We start from the raw sequence: 15,435 nt of genomic DNA, 5'->3' as shown, positions 1-15,435 counted from the left end.
CGCAGTTGATAGGATGGGAACCCGTGAGCCTTACTCTTGGAATTGTTGGTCTGCCAAACGTTGGCAAGTCCACCCTCTTTAATGCCCTTACCCGCAATGACGTTCTGGCAGCGAATTACCCGTTCGCCACGATCGAACCAAACGTTGGCTTGGTTGAGCTGCCGGATCCACGTCTGACTCGCCTGGCCGAAATCTTCGGTTCTGAGCGAATCCTGCCGGCAACCGTGTCGTTTGTGGACATCGCCGGAATCGTGAAGGGTGCTTCCGAGGGTGAGGGCATGGGCAATGCCTTCCTTGCTAACATTCGCGAAGCCGATGCCATCTGTCAGGTGGTCCGCGCCTTCAGCGACGACAATGTCATCCACGTCGATGGCCGCGTCGATCCTTCGTCGGACATTTCCGTGATCAACACCGAATTGATCCTGGCTGACCTGCAGACTATCGAGAAGGCTATTCCGCGCTTGGAAAAGGAAGTCCGCAAGGACAAGTCCCTGACGGAGGCCGTCGAGGCAACAAAGAAGGCACAGGAAATCCTGGAAGATGACCGCACTCTGTTCGCCGCTGCCAAGAACGGCGAAATCGACCTCGCGCTGGTTCGGGATCTTCACTTGATGACCGCCAAGCCTTTCCTTTATGTCTTTAACTCCGATGAGGACGTGCTTACCGACGACGCCCGCAAGGACGAACTTCGTGCGCTTGTGGCACCTGCGGAGGCAGTCTTCCTTGACGCAAAGACCGAAACCGACCTGCTGGAACTCGATGAAGAAGAGGCTCTCGAGCTGCTCGAGTCCGTTGGCCAGGAAGAACCAGGCCTGGCGACTCTCGCCAAAGCTGGCTTTGCCACCCTTGGACTGCAAACCTATCTGACTGCAGGTCCAAAGGAATCGCGCGCTTGGACGATCAAACAGGGTTCCCTTGCTCCGCAGGCCGCTGGCGTTATTCACACCGATTTTGAAAAGAAGTTCATCAAGGCTGAAATCGTGTCCTTCGATGACCTCGACGCCTGCGGATCCTTGGCCGAAGCCAAGGCCCAGGGCAAGATGCGCATGGAAGGCAAAGACTACGTCATGCAAGATGGCGACGTCTGTGACTTCAAGATCGGTGGCTAGTAGCCACCGAGTGGATTACTTGTTTGGGTAGTAGGCGTTCGCTTCGACCTGGTTGTTGGAGAAAGTAAATTCCAACTCAGAGAAGCGATCTTCCTTCGGCGTGCCCGAAAGCTGCTCAAACACCTTTTCCGCCTCGGCCTTGGCTGCAGGGTCAGGCGTGATGGACTTGTCATTCAGCTTGAACAAGGTAAATGAGGTTGGCTTCATGTCCTTGTCAAAGCGAATCTTGCCCGTCATCTTGTCAGTGTTCGGGTCAGTAACGTGCGCCTTGACCAGTGGGGTGAGGGCATCAAAGATGATGTTCTGCTGTTCCTGAGGGATCTCGACCGTACGAGTCTTTTCGGTAGAAGACTTGGTTGAAGAGCTCTTCGTAGAAGAAGTCTTGGTCGACGAGCTCTTCGTGGACGAGCTCTTGCTAGAGGTGCTGGTGGTCGGAGCAGCTGCCTCCGATGACGTTGACGAGGAAGATTCGTCGTCCTTGCCCTTGACCAATTCCACGACCGCTGGCAGGCCACAACCGCTCAAGCTCACAACAGTGACGGTACTCAACATTGCCAGTGCAATACGACGCATAATTCCTCCATTGTTTTGGGACTATCGATAGGTAAAACTACAAAACAAGGGAGGAACGGGCAGCGCAACTACAGCATTCGAACTACTTTGCAACGATTTCGTTATAAATTAGTCCGGGTAAATCATCCGCATGTCGATGGCACCGGCATTGCATTCGAACTCGATGCCGTGAAAACGCATCTGCTCAGGTAGCTGCGACAATGGGGCAAAATGATTGTTCGCCTCTTCGATAACGTTCGGAGTGACAGCAATAGGAGCGCCATTACGAGTGAGGCCTTCGATGCCCATGACGCGCATGTTCTGATCAAGGCGAATCGTGCCAGAAACGTGGTCATTGTCGTCCTGCATTGTGCCGTTGACAACGGCGAGAACACCAGGATTTACATGATTTTGCATCATCGCCAGCTGGTCAATGCCAGCGGCAGGAGAGTCATTTGCCGGCGCTTCAGGCTGAGACTTCTTGCCGAAGCCGAGCTTTTCCAAGAAACCCATTACGATAATCCAATCTATGTGAGGAATTAGTGCCAGATCAGCCTATAATGAGGGTGGTTAGCTTGCAGGGTGAAGAGTAAAATTGTCAATTATGAAAACCCTCTTACGGCGCGGGTTCGGCATCGTATTTGCAGCTGGGACTGCGATTCACCTCTACGTTGGATCCCGTCAGCCCGAGGCTTATAGCGCTTTCGCAAACTCCGCCTGGCCACCACTTGACGTTGCCTGGAGTTCATTCGTGATGCCCCATATTCGGGAACTCACGCTCTTAATGGCAGCAATCGAAGGTGGAATCGCCATCGGATTGTTGTGGCAGCGCAAATACGAAAAGCTCGCTGTCTGGACAGCGATCGCCTTCTTCACATTCCTGATTCCGCTCGGGTATGCCTGGGAGACAAATAGCTGGGGAGAAGACCTTCTCAAAAACCGTCTCGGCAGCGTCATTATGATCTTGGCCATTGCTCCGCTGCTTCGCGAGAAGTCTGCCAAGGATCGTCGATAAGCTAAAGCCATGTATGCAATTGAGGCATTAAGGGCAGCGCTCGGCGACGACATTGCAAGTTGGGCCGAATCGAGGCAAAAGCCCCTCGTGGTCATGCGCCACGACAGTAGCCAGGTAGTGAGTTCCCGAGTCGGCGGGGAACCAGACCTGGCTGAAAGCGAAGAGTGGCCGGTGTTCGGGGAACCTGCAGTATTTGTGTGCCAGATTGACTTCTCCGAAATGCCCGTCGACATCCGAGAGCACATCGACATGCCTGAGTCGGGGCTGCTGAGGGTTTTCGCTCCGACGGAATCGGATCAAGAAACTGGCAATTATCCGCTGATAGCAGCGCTGTTTACGCAGGAAGACACGATTGCAAAGGAAGGCGAAGAAGGACAAGCTGTGGTGCTCACCGCAGGCGTGGACTATCCTAACGACTCCTCGCAAACAGACAATTGGCCTTGGCTCGAACCCACCTACGATGAAGACACCTACAGCGAAATCATCGAGGAACAGCACGGATACCAGTACCTATTCGGCTACCCGTGGACCGGGGAAAACGCCGGCCCGGCAGACCACTTGCCATTGTTGACACTCTTCGACGAGCAAGCGCTTTGGCTTGACGGCGAAGTGCTGCAGCTCTTCATCAAGCCAGCTGATCTTGCACAAGGAAACTTCTCCGCGATGCAGGCAGAAATCCGAATGCCTTACTAGGGTCAGCCTTCTAGGGACTTGCCCACGATGGAATAGACCGCTTCGCGCGCAGAGCTGTTCTTGGACTGCAGGTGCGATGCCACCCATTCGGTGAGAAGTTCCAGAATGAGCTGGTAGGACACCCGTGAGGTGTGCTCGAGCTCGTCCCGGAACGAACCATCCTCGGTCGGAATCGGCAGGGTAATAGTGGCCAATTCGTCGAGCGCTGATCCCAGAAAGGAAGTCACGCCGACGACCGTTGCCCCTGCCTCGGCTGCTGCTCGTGCGGATTCCAACGACAAGCGATTCGCACCAGATCCAGACAGCACGACGCACACACTAGAAGAATCCAGTTGGCGCGCCGTGATCTGCTCGGCCAATGCATCTGCGACGAACTCAGCAGGGCGGCCTTGTCCAGACAATCTGCCCGCAAAGTCCTGGGCCAACGAGGACGACAGCCCATTGCCCACGACGAGAACCCGATTCGCTGTCACAAGGGCTTGAATGGTCTTTTCCAGTGCGTCTTCACTCAGTAATGAGGTGAGCTGAGCGAGATGTTGCGCATAGCGATCAATCCGCGCCTGCATCTGAACAACCAAGGATGCTGAAGAAGTAACCGGAGCCTCAACGAGCGTGGCGAGTTCCTGAGTCATCGCGACCCTAAGCTGCTGATAACCCTCATAACCCAACGCCTGCGCAGTGCGGACAACTGACGTGCGCCCGACCCCAGCTCGTTCAGCGAGCTGGCCAGCAGTGGCTTCCACTGACCAGGACATGTCCTCCAAGATCACCGCAGCAACGCGCTGTTCAGTGGGCTGCAAATTAGGCAGTTGGGAACGAATACGGATTGACGGGGCGGCGTTCATATTGACCTAATCTAGTTGCTGGAAGCGACCAGTCGGCGACGGATCGCGCCGGAAATGGCGTCGATAAGCATGGTGACCACGATGACCACGATGAGCAACACACCAACAATGTCCCATTGGCGGTATTGGGTGTAGCCGGTCAGCATGTCGCCGATGCCACCCACACCAATGAGGCCCAGGACGGCGGAGGTACGGACGTTGATCTCGAAGCGGTACAAGGCCAGGGAAAACAGCTCCGGCGCAACGATAGGCCATTGACCCCAACGGATGGTTTCCAGCAAGTTGCCACCGGAAGCACGAACCGCCTCCGCGACGTCCTGTGGAGCAGTCTCGAAGGTTTCATACGTCCACTTCGCATGCGTGCCAATACCGCCGATAGCCAGGGCAAGTGCGCCCGTGAATGGGGTGAAGCCAGTGACCGTCAACAGGATGATCGCGATGATCACCTCGGGAATTGCTCGAATGACTGCAAACAGCCAACGCAGTGGCTGGGATACCCAGGACGGCGACACCGTATTTGCTGCTGGGATGCCAAGCAGAGTGGACAGGATGACGCCGAGTACAGCGCCAACCCACGCCATGGCCACAGACTTCCAGGTTTGACTAAGTGCCTCGCCAAGCTTCGACCAATCGGGGTCGGAAAACATCAAGGACGTGTAGTGAAGGAATTGCTTCGGAAAGTCACCGAGATCCTTTAGCTCGATGTTGACGAAGTCGAACGACAGCGCCACAATCGCTGCAAGGACGCTCCACGCAAGATAGAAGGACAACGGACGGTGGTGCTTAGGCAACGCTGTCATCGGAGCCTCCGGCGCAAATTAACGGACACAATTTCGAGGACGATAATCACAATGAGCAGCTCGATGATGATGGCGGCCAGCGCATCATAGCGGTAGTAACCGCGCACCTCATCGATCACCAGGCCAATACCTCCCGCACCGACCAGGCCCAAAATCGCGGAAATACGAACGTTCAACTCGAGTGCATAAATGAGCTGGCTGACAAAGACGGGCCAGGTTTGGGGAAGCGCGGAGACAGCGCCAATTTGTGTTGGGGTTCCGCCGGCAGCAGTACCGGCCTCGATGTAGTCAGAATCTGCGGAATCGATGGACTCTGACACAAGTTTGACGACGATTCCGACGTCGAAAAGCACCAGGCTGATTACGCCCGGCAGCGTGCCGACGCCCACCATCGCCACCAAAATCGTGGCGTACACCAGGTTCGGGATGGAGCGCACTACGTTGAGAACCGCGCGGATCGCAATACGAGTGGGCGTGTTTGGATTTGTCGGCCTCGCAGCCCACAACGACAGCGGCAGGGCGATGACCGCGGTGAGGGCAGCTCCTACAACGGCCATGCTCAGGGTTTCCAGCATCGGGTCAAGCGTGCGGGGCAGAATCGTCCAGTCCGGGTGCAGCATTTTGGCCAGACGCGTGGCGCCCTTTTCCCAGTTGCGGGAGATGGCATTGAGATCAATTTTCACGCCACCGAGGCTGGGCTGACATGCGAGTACCGTGAGCATGACGACGGCCGTCGCTGCTAATCCCGGCGCAAGGAAATTGCGCGGGCGTGGGGGCAGAGTAGGAGCAGTCATGGACTATTCACCTATGCCCAAGGTGTCTTGCGGATTGATCTTGCGCCCGTAGATTTCTTCGAAGTCTGAAACTTTTGCCTCGCTGGCTGGGCCGTCGTACACAATTTCGCCGGCGCGCAAGCCAATTACACGGGTGGTGTATGTGAGGGCGAGATCGATGAGGTGGAGATTCGCCAGGACAGTGATGCCACTTTCCTCGTTGATGTGGCGCAGGTCAGCCATCACGGAATGCGCGGTAGGTGGGTCAAGGGAGGCGACGGGTTCGTCCGCCAGGATGAGGGATGGCTGCTGCGCCAGGGTACGGGCAATCGCGACGCGTTGTTTCTGCCCTCCGGACAAAGCGCCTGCTTTCACCCAGGTCTTTTCGAGCATCCCCACTGAATCAAGCGCGCTCGCGATGATGTCTTTGTCATCCCTCGAAGTGATCCCGAGAAGGGTTTTCCACGTCGGGGTGTGGGCGAAACGTCCGACGCGCACATTGTTAAAAACAGTGGCGCGGTCGGCCAGGTTGAAGCCCTGGAAAATCATTCCGATGTGTCCGCGGATCAACCGCAGATCTTTGCCACTTGCCGCGGTGACGTTGTGCTGGCCGACCGTCACTGTGCCTTCGGTTGGTTGCACGAGTCCGTTGATCGTTCGGATGAAGGTGGACTTTCCAGAGCCGGACAGCCCCACGACGGCCACCATTTCTCCTGGTTCGATGGTGATGGAGATGTTCTTCAGTCCGACGGTTCCGTTGGGGTAGGTGACGGTGACGTCGTCGAAGATAATTGGCCAGGCTTCTGTGGTGGTCATGGGGCTGTCCTTTGGGCGTTGTTACTTCTTGAAGCGGTCGTTGACCTTGCGGGCCATGTCGATAGCCGCTGGGTCAGCTGGTACCCAGTCGGTGATGTCGAAGATGGACTTCATGGTCTTTGGGTCGACCTCAGAGAACTTGTCCATGATGTCGGTGATTTCCTTGCGCATGTCCTCAGGGAGGTCATCGGAGACGACGACGCCACCGTTCGGGTACATCTCGGTGTATCCGAAGACGACGAGCTTGTCGGCAAGGTCAGGAACTTCTTCCTTCTTCACGGTGGAGCGAGCGTCCCAGAAGGAGAAGCCAACTTCGGCGTCGCCGTTGTAGACAGCCATGACAGAAGCGTCATTAGAGGTCACAGGGACCTTCTTTAGCTCGTCGACCTTGATGCCCTGGGATTCCATCGCCATCACTGGCAGCTGGTAGCCGGCAGGGGAGGTGGTGCCCAGCATGGCGACCGGGGTGTCCTTATCGATCTTCTTCAGCGCCTCAAGGCCCTTAGGGCCCTGGCCCTTGTTGTTGTCAGGGGTAGCAGTGCCGTTGCAGTAGAGGTACTCCTGGTCATTGGCAGCGTACTTTGCCTTCACTGGCTTGTCGGCGCAGTACTTGTCAGGGTTGTTGGTGATGAACTGGCCAGCGTAGGTGGATGCTCCGAAGCGAACGTCCTGGAGGACAGCGTGAGCGCCGTACATGTCTTCAGCTGCGGCGAGCTGAGCTGCGGAAGCGATGGCGATGTGGGCCTGGCCGGAGCCGATGGCCTCAACTGCTGCCTGGTAGTCCTTGGTAACAACGCCGTTGACCTTGACGCCAAGCTTCTGCGACAGGTGGTCAGTTAGTGGCTTTGCGGTGGTAACCAGGTCATTGACCTTCTCATTTGGGATCAGTGCCAGGGTGATTTCTTCCGGGCGCTCCGGTGCCTTGTTTTCGGAGTCGGAAGAGGAGCAGCCGGCGAGGGAGAACGCAGTGAGGGTGGCGATAGCCACGGTGGAGAGAACGCGACGCATGGTGCGAATTACCTTTCGATGAGTGAGTGAAGGGTCGAAACTAGGTCAGCAGGGTCGGAAACCATGACCGAGGGGGTGCAGCTACGCGGTTGCCGGAACTGGCTTTTCATCAGAACGGTGGTTCCGCCACGAGCATGAATTGGGGCGAGATCAAAGTCCCAGATGTCACCGACACCGATGACATCCGTGCCGGAAGCAAACTGGTCGAGCACAGCGTCCAAACCCATTGGCTTGCCAACTGAATTGATGACGTGATCAAAACTGTGGTTAAGGCCAAGCTTCTCCAACGCGGCAGCGATGCCTGTTGTTGGAGAATTGGACGCGAGCACTGTGGTCCAGCTGGTGTCACGGAGAAACTCGATCAAGCTAGGGACTCCGTGAATTTCAGTGGATTCAAGCTGTGTGCGTGACTTTTGGTATGCCTGTTCAAGCTGACTATCCGTGACACCGTAGTAGCGCGCCAGGGATTGGACTGCGTCGTAACCGTCCCGCGGAAAATAGTCGTCAATGTGGACTTCGTCGAGCTGAAACAGACGATTGATGGCTGGAAGGAATTCGGGAATGTCCGCGTTCTGGGCAATCGCCTCCGCGTAGGCGAGCACGGGGCCGTGGCCTAGGGAAACGGTGCCATCGAAATCAAAAATGATGGCGCCTGGGGAGGGTGAAAGTTCAGTGCTGGACATGGTGTCCACAATAAAAGGACAAAATGGACGGAATGTCCACACTGGTTGAACAGTAGGTGAATTTTGGGGCGTTGGAGGGTGTAGACTTTGTTCGCGTTTCGAATCTGCACCCTGCTATGGCCTTTTCGGCTGCTCAATCCTGCTTTGGAGGGTGTAGATTTTGTTCGCGTTTCGAATCTGCACCCTGCTATGGCCTTTTCAACCACACAATCTTGCGTTGGAGGGTGTAGATTTTGTTCGCGTTTCGAATCTGCACCCTGCTATGGCCTTTTCAACCACTCAATCCTGTTTCAGAGGGTGCAGATTTGCACGCAATCTCAACACAGCACCATCGTGAATCTAAATTTGCCTCACTCTAACGCAATCTGGTTTCATTTACCTGCATGACGACGAGTTCACTTCTCCTTGCATCCACGCTCACCATCGCAGCTGGCTTATCGACGTCCATCGGCGGGCTCGTCGTCTTGAAAAAGAAGGATCCCTCCGCCACTTTCCTCGCTGCTGCCTTGGGTTTTTCAGCGGGCGTGATGCTCTGGGTGTCGTTCCTAGAGATTCTCCCCGAGGCCTCTGACCAGATGGTTGAGCGGCTTGGGGACAAGCCGGGGCAGTGGGCTGCGGTTGGCGCTTTCTTTCTTGGCGTTTTGATCATTGGTGTCATTGACCGTCTGGTGCCTACTGCGGTGAATCCTCATGAGTCGCACGAGGTCGGCGGCGTGGATGTGGCGAAGTTACGGAAGATGGGTGTGCTCATGGCGGTGGCCATTGGCATTCACAATTTTCCGGAGGGTTTTGCCACGTTTTTGTCCGCGTTGGAGAGTCCGCACATTGCTATTCCAGTGGCGGTTGCGATTGCGATCCACAACATTCCGGAAGGAATTTCGGTTGCGATCCCGTTGTGGCAGGCGACTGGATCGCGTTTTCAGGGTTTCAAGTGGGCGACACTGACGGGTATCGCCGAACCGTTGGGCGCGCTGGTGGGGTTCTTGCTGCTCATGCCGGTGATGGGGCCACTGACCTTGGGGATTGCTTTTGGTGCGGTCGCGGGAATCATGGTGTTCATTTCGCTCGATGAGCTACTTCCCACCGCTGTTTCAACCGGCAAGCATCATGCAGCGGTATACGGCCTGCTAGCTGGCATGCTCGTGATGGCAGTGTCGCTGGTGCTGGTCTAAGAGCCCAACTAGTGCCCGCGCTTTAGAGGCGTGAAGTGGATGATGCCGGCAATGATGCCGCCCCAAATTGCACCAATGATGAGGGAGAAGAAGGTGTTCACGCACCAGCCGAGGAATCCCTCGGGAACCATGGTTTCCATGTGGTGGACGAAGTCATATGGAGCGGACCATCCGAGTTCATGCAGGCCAACCATGACGATGTGGCCGCCGACCCACAGCATGGCGAAAGTGCCGATGATTGCGATGAGCGCTAGAACCTTGGGCATGGCGTCGACAAGCGCGCGGCCCATCTTTTGCGAGCCCGCGTTGTTCTTGCTCGCCATGTGGAGTCCGATATCGTCCATCTTCACCAACAGGCCGACGGCGCCGTACACCAGAACCGTGATGCCGATGGCGACGCAAACCAAGACGGCGGTGCGCATCGCGAAGGGGAGATCGGTGACCGAGTTCAGGGAAATCACCATGATTTCCGCGGAAAGGATGAGATCTGTGGTGATGGCGCTGCGGACCAGCTTGTTCTCGTCCTGAGGCTCCTTCTCCACGACAGCTTCCGATTCTTCAGAGGAACCCGTGAGCTTCTCGATGACCTTCTCCATGCCCTCAAAGCACAGGAAAGACCCACCGAGCATGAGGATCGGGGTCAGTGCCCAAGGCGCCCACACCGAAAGCGCGAGGGCAATCGGAAGAATGAAAACCAGCTTGTTAATCAGCGAACCCTTGGCGATGCGCCAAATGATGGGGAGCTCTCGAGCCGGAGTTACGCCACTGACATATTGCGGAGTTACGGCCGCATCGTCGACGACAACGCCCGCGGCCTTCGCGCTGGTCTTTGCAGTTGCAGCAGCGATGTCATCCGCATTTGCCGCAGCTACCTTCGCGATGGCAGCAACGTCATCTAGCAGGGCAGCTAACCCACCGGCCATGAAAAATCCCCTTTGGTCGAAAAACTATTGCCTTAGCTTACCCCGGCAGCGACGAATTGGTTTGCTGGAGGAAACGCGAGATTGCAGGCCAGTCCCGTTCCACTTGCGCCTGGCCTGCAGCGAAAGATGCTTCCAGCTTGGCAAGGTTTCGCTCCCTGTTATGAACCGACAAATGCGTGGGGAAGAAAAGATACGCCTTGCCTTCTGTTTCCAGTCGGAGGAGCTCCTCGCGAGTGCGGTTGTAGCGACCCGGCCTGGCGATCATCGCGTCTGCTACCGCTGGGTAATTGCGGAAGAGACGTCGCAAAGCTGCTGGCCTAGTCACCGCGGGTTTTGTGTAATCCCGCGGGCGGGACAGCAGGACAAAGAATGTGGTGAAGCCGTCCTTGCGTGCAGCGTCGATCGGGATTCCGCCAGTGGGGCCAAGGGCGCCGTCGACGTAGCGGATGCCGTCGATGAGCGGCATCGGCATGAAGACTGGCATTGTGGAAGAAGCGCGCACTCGGAGTGTGAAGTCCGCAAGGCTGTGAATGTCTTGCTTGCCCCAATAGACCATCTCGCCGGTGTCAGCGCGCACGGCACCAATGCGAAAAGGAGTGGGATTAGTGGAGATGGCGTCGTAGTCGATGGCGAAACGCTCGCCTGCAACAGTGGACTTTTCGTAGATGTACTCCGCGTCGAAATAGCCTCGTCCACGGAGGAAGGAGCCCCAGCCACCGGCCTCCCGAGCTGCGGGAACATCGACGAAAGCTTCTTTGACTGACTTTCGTGATCCGCTGAGCATGCCACCGGTCAGAGAACTGCCTGCGGAAACGCCACCGACCCAGCCGAAGGAAAAGCCCTCGGCTAGAAACTTGTCAATGACGGCTGCCGTATACGAATTACGGGTGCCGCCACCTTCGATGACGAGGGCGACGTGGGGGAAGTGCTGGGCCATGTCCTTAACGATACAAGCAAAAGAGGGGTCTCCTGCACCTGCACGTGAGCTAGGACACTATAGTGAGTGCACATGACAAGCATGGACATTGGCAGTTCCACCGCGCGCGTGGCTACTGATCGGCCAGCTCGCTACGCAAAACAGCTGGTCTCGCACTTTAGTGCGCATAACGACGGCCATTGGGACAGCAATGATGGTCGTGGAGAATTTACCTTTGTCGGGGAAGGCTCGGGATCGGAAAACCCGAAGAAAGCGTTCGACGGCAAAGTCCATGTGGGACTAGTCGCCGCGGAGGCAGTCCTGCTCATTCACGTGGAAGGACCTGCTGAGTTGATACCTCGCTTTGAGCAGGTTGTTGGCTCGCATTTGGAACGATTCGGACAGAAGGACGGGCTTGAAGTCTCCTGGCGACGTAGCTGAAGCTAGGATTGATGCACAAGAAAAACACGGGTGCTTGAATGAACAATCAATTCGGGCTGAGACGCACACTCGGTGCGAACCGTTGCACCTGATCCGGGTAATGCCGGCGAAAGGGAGAAGGGCAGATCATAATGAAGTCGTGGCGTGTGGTCGATATTTTGGTGGCCGTCGTCTTGGGTGTGGCTTGTGGCCTCATCTTTTTTGTGTGGAATTCCATCGGATATGCCTGGTACGAGGCGATGAACGCGCTCACCCCAGGCTTCGGCGGAATCGCCGTCGGCATCTGGCTGCTCGGCGGTGTCCTTGGAGGTTTGATCATCCGCAAGCCAGGAGCAGCAATCTTTGTTGAGGTCCTGGCTGCCATTGTGTCTGCGCTCATGGGCAATCAGTGGGGCATTGAGACGCTGTACTCCGGTCTGGCGCAGGGCCTTGGCGCTGAGCTGATCTTCCTCATCTTTGCGTATAAGCGCTATGGCATTGTCAACGCTATTTCTGCCGGCATCGGCGCTGCGTGGGGTGCGTTCCTCATCGAACTCGTTGCATTCGGCAATCTGGCAAAGGGAATAACGTTCAATCTCATCTACTGGGGCGCACTGACAGTGTCCGGCGCAATTTTGGCTGGTGTCGTGGGGTATCTACTCACCAAGGCGCTCGCTGCTACGGGTGCGTTGGATCGCTTCGCATCTGGTCGAGAGCACCGCACCCTCGTATAAATGAGTGGCGCAGCCGTCGAGGCGCGGGGATTTGGCTGGCGCCACGCCAGTCGAAAGAAACCCGCGCTCAGCGACATCACCTTCCATATTGACCCAGGTGAGAAAGTGCTCATCCTTGGGGAGTCGGGTGCTGGCAAATCTACGCTGCTAGCCGCCATCGCCGGTGTGCTAGGCGATGAAGACGAAGGTGACTGGTCAGGTTCCCTCACTGTTGCAGGACGTGACTCCCGGGCCTGCCGTGGTCTCGTCGGCATGGTGCTGCAAGATCCCGATTCGCAGGTAATTGCCGCGCGAGTTGGGGATGATGTGGCCTTTGGCTGTGAAAACCTCGGGGTGGATCGCGAAGAGACATGGCGTCGAGTTTCCGAAGCACTCGAGCTAGTGGGGCTGGATCTACCTCTAGACCACCCCACCTCGCACCTGTCTGGTGGCCAGAAGCAACGCCTCGCCCTCGCCGGGATCATCGCTATGGGCGCGCAGGTCATCGTCCTGGACGAGCCGACCGCCAATTTGGACCCGGAAGGCGTACGCGAGGTCACGGCGGCCATCGAAAAGGTCACTGCCAGGACCGGTGCCACGCTCATCGTGGTGGAACATCGCGTCGATACCTGGATTGACCTGGTCGATCGCGGCATCGTCATCAGCGCCGACGGTACGCTGCTTCACGACGCTCCGATCAGCGCACTCCTCCGAGTCGAAGCATCCTCGCTGGCAGCGAAGGGCATGTGGGTCCCGGAGCTCAGCCTTCCCATGGAAGAACGCATCGCCACGCCGGGACTTCCCAATGCGCTGGGGGAAACAATTCTTGAAACCCACGAACTGCGTTCCGGCTGGGACCGCCCGTTGGGGCCACCACGAAACTTGAGCATTCCGGCAGCTGCCGGCACGGTCGTCACCGGCCCCAATGGCGCTGGTAAGACGACGCTTGCCCTCACGATGGCGGGCCTATTGTCACCCTGCGCCGGAAGCGTCACTCTCTGCGGAAGGAAAGATCCGCACACCTGGTCCTCGTCCGATTTAGCACGGCATATTGGCGTGGTGTTCCAGGATCCAGAGCACCAATTCCTTACCTCTACGGTGTTGGATGAGATGTTGCTGTCCTCCCGGGTACGTAAGAGGCAGCGCCGCCGCGCTTTGCTCTGGACAGGGCTTCCGGAGGCCGATGGCGTCGCAAAGCAGCGCGCGCAGGATCTGCTTGATCGGCTGGGCCTTGCGCACCTCGCCGCAGCGAACCCTTTCACGCTGTCAGGCGGGCAGAAGCGACGACTGTCGGTAGCGACGGCACTGATCGACACCCCGGATGTGCTGTTGCTCGATGAGCCAACGTTTGGCCAGGACCGGCGTACATTCCTAGACCTCACAGCCCTGCTCCGAGACCTCACCCGAGAGGGCGTGGCCGTCGTGGCGATCACTCACGACCATCACTTTGTGGCCCTGCTCGGCGACCACCACGTGGAGGTGACGGCATGAATCTGTTGCGGGGAACCAACCCTGTCACGCGCATCGGCGCCCTGATCGCTTTCACCACGCCGTTGCTGCTCAGTGTCGACTGGGTTTCGGCGACAGTGGCCCTTGCACTCATCCTGCTACTTTCACCACTGTGCGGAGTTTCCTGGGTCGAGCTGGTGCGCAAAGCTGTTCCCATCCTGCTAGTCACCCCCATCGCAGGTCTTTCCATGGCGCTGTATGGCAGGCCGGAAGGTCGGGAGTATTTCAGCTTTGCCTTCGCGCACGTCACCGACAACTCCCTTCAGCTTGCCGTTGCCATCATGTTGCGAGTGCTGGCTGTGGCGCTGCCGGTCATCGTGCTGTGCCGGGGCATTGACCCGACCGAGCTTGGCGACGGGCTCGCGCAAGTCCTCCACTTTCCGGAAAGATTCGTGATTGGCAGCGTTGCGGGCGTGCGCCTCATGACGCTGTTTCAGCGTGACTGGGATGCTCTGGGTAGGGCGCGCCGGGCTCGTGGCGTGGCCGACATTGGCAGAATCCGCGGGTTCGTAGGAATGGCGTTTTCACTCCTCGTCCTGGCGATTCGTCGCGGAACCAAGTTGGCTACGGCCATGGAAGCTCGCGGTTTTGGTGGCGAGGAGCCTCGTAGTTGGGCGCGCCCGTCAAAGGCCGGCATGCGCGATGCATTGCTCCTAATTGGCGCCACATTCTGTGGCGTGTTAGCCATTGTCATTTCAGTGTGGGTGGGTGAGTTCCGATTCCTCGGCGCTTAGTAGAAATCCCAGAGGGGACCCGCACGATCCTCATTGACGGCAGGTCCGGGGCTGGAAAGACCACCTTCGCCCATAAGCTGGGTGCCAAACTCGGCTGGCCTGTGGTGCACATGGATGACTTCTATCCAGGGTGGCACGGGCTTGCCGACGGCGCAGCTATGGTCGCCTCAGACGTGCTGCATCCGTATCGCCCCGGCTTTCGCAGGTGGGATTGGGAAAGAGACGAGCCAGGGGAGTGGGTCGCTCTTGACCCTGCTTCGCCCCTCATTGTGGAAGGCGTAGGAGCGATAACGACCAACTCGGTGGCTGCTGCGCTCAAACGAGGTCCAGTGGAACTCATTCGGGTGACGTGTCCTGATGAGCTTCGGAAAGAGCGCGCGCTGAAGCGGGATCCAGGCTTTGCCCCCTGGTGGGAGATGTGGGCCACTCAAGAGGATGCTTTGTATTCGACCTTACCCCCATTTGACGCAATTCTTGTTGAACAAGGTTCGGGTCAATCATGAATATTATGCGGGGTTTTTTGGGGGTGGCTGCAGGGGTGGAGCCGTATTTTCTGAGCAAACGCTGAACTAGATTAGCTGCAGCTTATTGGCTGGGTGCGATCCTGTACTGAATAAATGCACTAAGTCTTAAATTTCCAGCTTGCACTTAAAAGTGTTGATGTGGCAAAGTTCTGTCAAGGAGTTGTGTTGGCTTGGTTAATTCGCTAAACAGATATGAACTGCATCACATAACAATTGGTGCAGGGTTATCT

19 protein-coding genes are annotated in these 15,435 nt (G+C 57.1%); 9 read left to right on the top strand and 10 right to left on the bottom strand.

Annotated elements, in window-relative coordinates:
* Window positions 1–23: 23 nt before the first annotated feature.
* The gene (ychF, locus tag WG939_RS02645) at window positions 24–1,109 is read left to right on the top strand and encodes a redox-regulated ATPase YchF (protein ID WP_339982143.1); all 1,086 of its coding nucleotides are present in this window, start codon (window positions 24–26) and stop codon (window positions 1,107–1,109) included.
* Window positions 1,110–1,124: 15 nt separating this feature from the next.
* On the opposite strand, the gene WG939_RS02640 is transcribed toward ychF, so the two are convergent.
* Entirely contained in the window at window positions 1,125–1,682 is a 558-nt protein-coding gene (locus tag WG939_RS02640) for a hypothetical protein (protein WP_339982141.1), read from the bottom strand.
* Between the two features lie 108 nt (window positions 1,683–1,790).
* Window positions 1,791–2,174 (bottom strand): hypothetical protein, encoded by a 384-nt coding sequence (locus WG939_RS02635; RefSeq protein WP_339982139.1) that lies wholly within the window; start codon window positions 2,172–2,174, stop codon window positions 1,791–1,793.
* A gap of 91 nt (window positions 2,175–2,265) precedes the next feature.
* Here WG939_RS02635 and WG939_RS02630 point away from each other — a divergent pair, with 91 nt between their 5' ends.
* On the top strand, window positions 2,266–2,676 hold the full coding sequence (locus WG939_RS02630) for a hypothetical protein (protein WP_339982137.1): 411 nt from the start codon (window positions 2,266–2,268) through the stop codon (window positions 2,674–2,676).
* A gap of 9 nt (window positions 2,677–2,685) precedes the next feature.
* The gene (locus WG939_RS02625; RefSeq protein ID WP_339982135.1) at window positions 2,686–3,369 is read left to right on the top strand and encodes a DUF1963 domain-containing protein; all 684 of its coding nucleotides are present in this window, start codon (window positions 2,686–2,688) and stop codon (window positions 3,367–3,369) included.
* A 2-nt stretch (window positions 3,370–3,371) separates the two neighbouring features.
* On the opposite strand, the gene WG939_RS02620 is transcribed toward WG939_RS02625, so the two are convergent.
* The 6 genes from WG939_RS02620 to WG939_RS02595 are packed head-to-tail and all read right to left on the bottom strand — an operon-like array spanning window position 3,372 to window position 8,294.
* Entirely contained in the window at window positions 3,372–4,214 is an 843-nt protein-coding gene (locus tag WG939_RS02620; protein ID WP_339982132.1) for a MurR/RpiR family transcriptional regulator, read from the bottom strand.
* A gap of 11 nt (window positions 4,215–4,225) precedes the next feature.
* Complete coding sequence (gene phnE / locus WG939_RS02615; protein WP_339982129.1) at window positions 4,226–5,014, bottom strand: phosphonate ABC transporter, permease protein PhnE; 789 nt, start codon at window positions 5,012–5,014, stop codon at window positions 4,226–4,228.
* Window positions 5,011–5,808: a phosphonate ABC transporter, permease protein PhnE gene (gene phnE, locus WG939_RS02610; RefSeq protein ID WP_339982127.1), complete on the bottom strand. Its 798-nt coding sequence runs from the start codon at window positions 5,806–5,808 to the stop codon at window positions 5,011–5,013. Before phnE (WG939_RS02610) ends, phnE (WG939_RS02615) begins: the two co-directional genes overlap by 4 nt.
* Window positions 5,809–5,811: 3 nt before the next feature.
* Window positions 5,812–6,603, bottom strand: coding sequence for a phosphonate ABC transporter ATP-binding protein (gene phnC, locus WG939_RS02605; protein WP_339982123.1), 792 nt, complete (start codon window positions 6,601–6,603; stop codon window positions 5,812–5,814).
* Between the two features lie 21 nt (window positions 6,604–6,624).
* Window positions 6,625–7,611, bottom strand: a complete 987-nt coding sequence (locus WG939_RS02600) for a phosphate/phosphite/phosphonate ABC transporter substrate-binding protein (RefSeq protein WP_339982121.1) — start codon at window positions 7,609–7,611, stop codon at window positions 6,625–6,627.
* Window positions 7,612–7,619: 8 nt separating this feature from the next.
* A complete protein-coding gene (locus tag WG939_RS02595) occupies window positions 7,620–8,294 on the bottom strand; it encodes an HAD family hydrolase (protein ID WP_339982119.1) in 675 nt (224 codons plus the stop codon).
* Between the two features lie 383 nt (window positions 8,295–8,677).
* Between WG939_RS02595 and zupT the strand changes: the two genes are divergently transcribed.
* Window positions 8,678–9,466, top strand: coding sequence for a zinc transporter ZupT (zupT, locus tag WG939_RS02590; protein ID WP_339982117.1), 789 nt, complete (start codon window positions 8,678–8,680; stop codon window positions 9,464–9,466).
* 8 nt (window positions 9,467–9,474) lie between these two features.
* Here zupT and WG939_RS02585 read toward each other — a convergent pair whose 3' ends face one another.
* Window positions 9,475–10,389, bottom strand: a complete 915-nt coding sequence (locus tag WG939_RS02585) for a DUF808 domain-containing protein (protein WP_339982115.1) — start codon at window positions 10,387–10,389, stop codon at window positions 9,475–9,477.
* Window positions 10,390–10,426: 37 nt separating this feature from the next.
* On the bottom strand, window positions 10,427–11,326 hold the full coding sequence (locus tag WG939_RS02580) for a patatin-like phospholipase family protein (protein ID WP_339982112.1): 900 nt from the start codon (window positions 11,324–11,326) through the stop codon (window positions 10,427–10,429).
* Between the two features lie 72 nt (window positions 11,327–11,398).
* Here WG939_RS02580 and WG939_RS02575 point away from each other — a divergent pair, with 72 nt between their 5' ends.
* The 5 genes from WG939_RS02575 to WG939_RS02555 all read left to right on the top strand — a co-directional run bounded on the left by WG939_RS02575 (window position 11,399) and on the right by WG939_RS02555 (window position 15,184).
* Window positions 11,399–11,746: a DUF2218 domain-containing protein gene (locus tag WG939_RS02575; protein WP_339982110.1), complete on the top strand. Its 348-nt coding sequence runs from the start codon at window positions 11,399–11,401 to the stop codon at window positions 11,744–11,746.
* 131 nt (window positions 11,747–11,877) lie between these two features.
* Window positions 11,878–12,459, top strand: coding sequence for an ECF transporter S component (locus WG939_RS02570; RefSeq protein WP_339982108.1), 582 nt, complete (start codon window positions 11,878–11,880; stop codon window positions 12,457–12,459).
* The gene (locus WG939_RS02565; RefSeq protein WP_339982105.1) at window positions 12,460–13,929 is read left to right on the top strand and encodes an ABC transporter ATP-binding protein; all 1,470 of its coding nucleotides are present in this window, start codon (window positions 12,460–12,462) and stop codon (window positions 13,927–13,929) included.
* Complete coding sequence (locus tag WG939_RS02560) at window positions 13,926–14,681, top strand: energy-coupling factor transporter transmembrane component T family protein (RefSeq protein ID WP_339982103.1); 756 nt, start codon at window positions 13,926–13,928, stop codon at window positions 14,679–14,681. Before WG939_RS02565 ends, WG939_RS02560 begins: the two co-directional genes overlap by 4 nt.
* Entirely contained in the window at window positions 14,666–15,184 is a 519-nt protein-coding gene (locus tag WG939_RS02555; protein ID WP_339982625.1) for a hypothetical protein, read from the top strand. The genes WG939_RS02560 and WG939_RS02555 overlap by 16 nt, the downstream gene beginning before the upstream one ends.
* Window positions 15,185–15,435 lie beyond the last annotated feature (251 nt).

It is taken from the genome of Corynebacterium sp. H130 (genome assembly GCF_037572395.1).
In the GTDB taxonomy this organism is placed as follows: domain Bacteria; phylum Actinomycetota; class Actinomycetes; order Mycobacteriales; family Mycobacteriaceae; genus Corynebacterium.
This window is presented reverse-complemented; position numbering and strand designations above follow the sequence as displayed.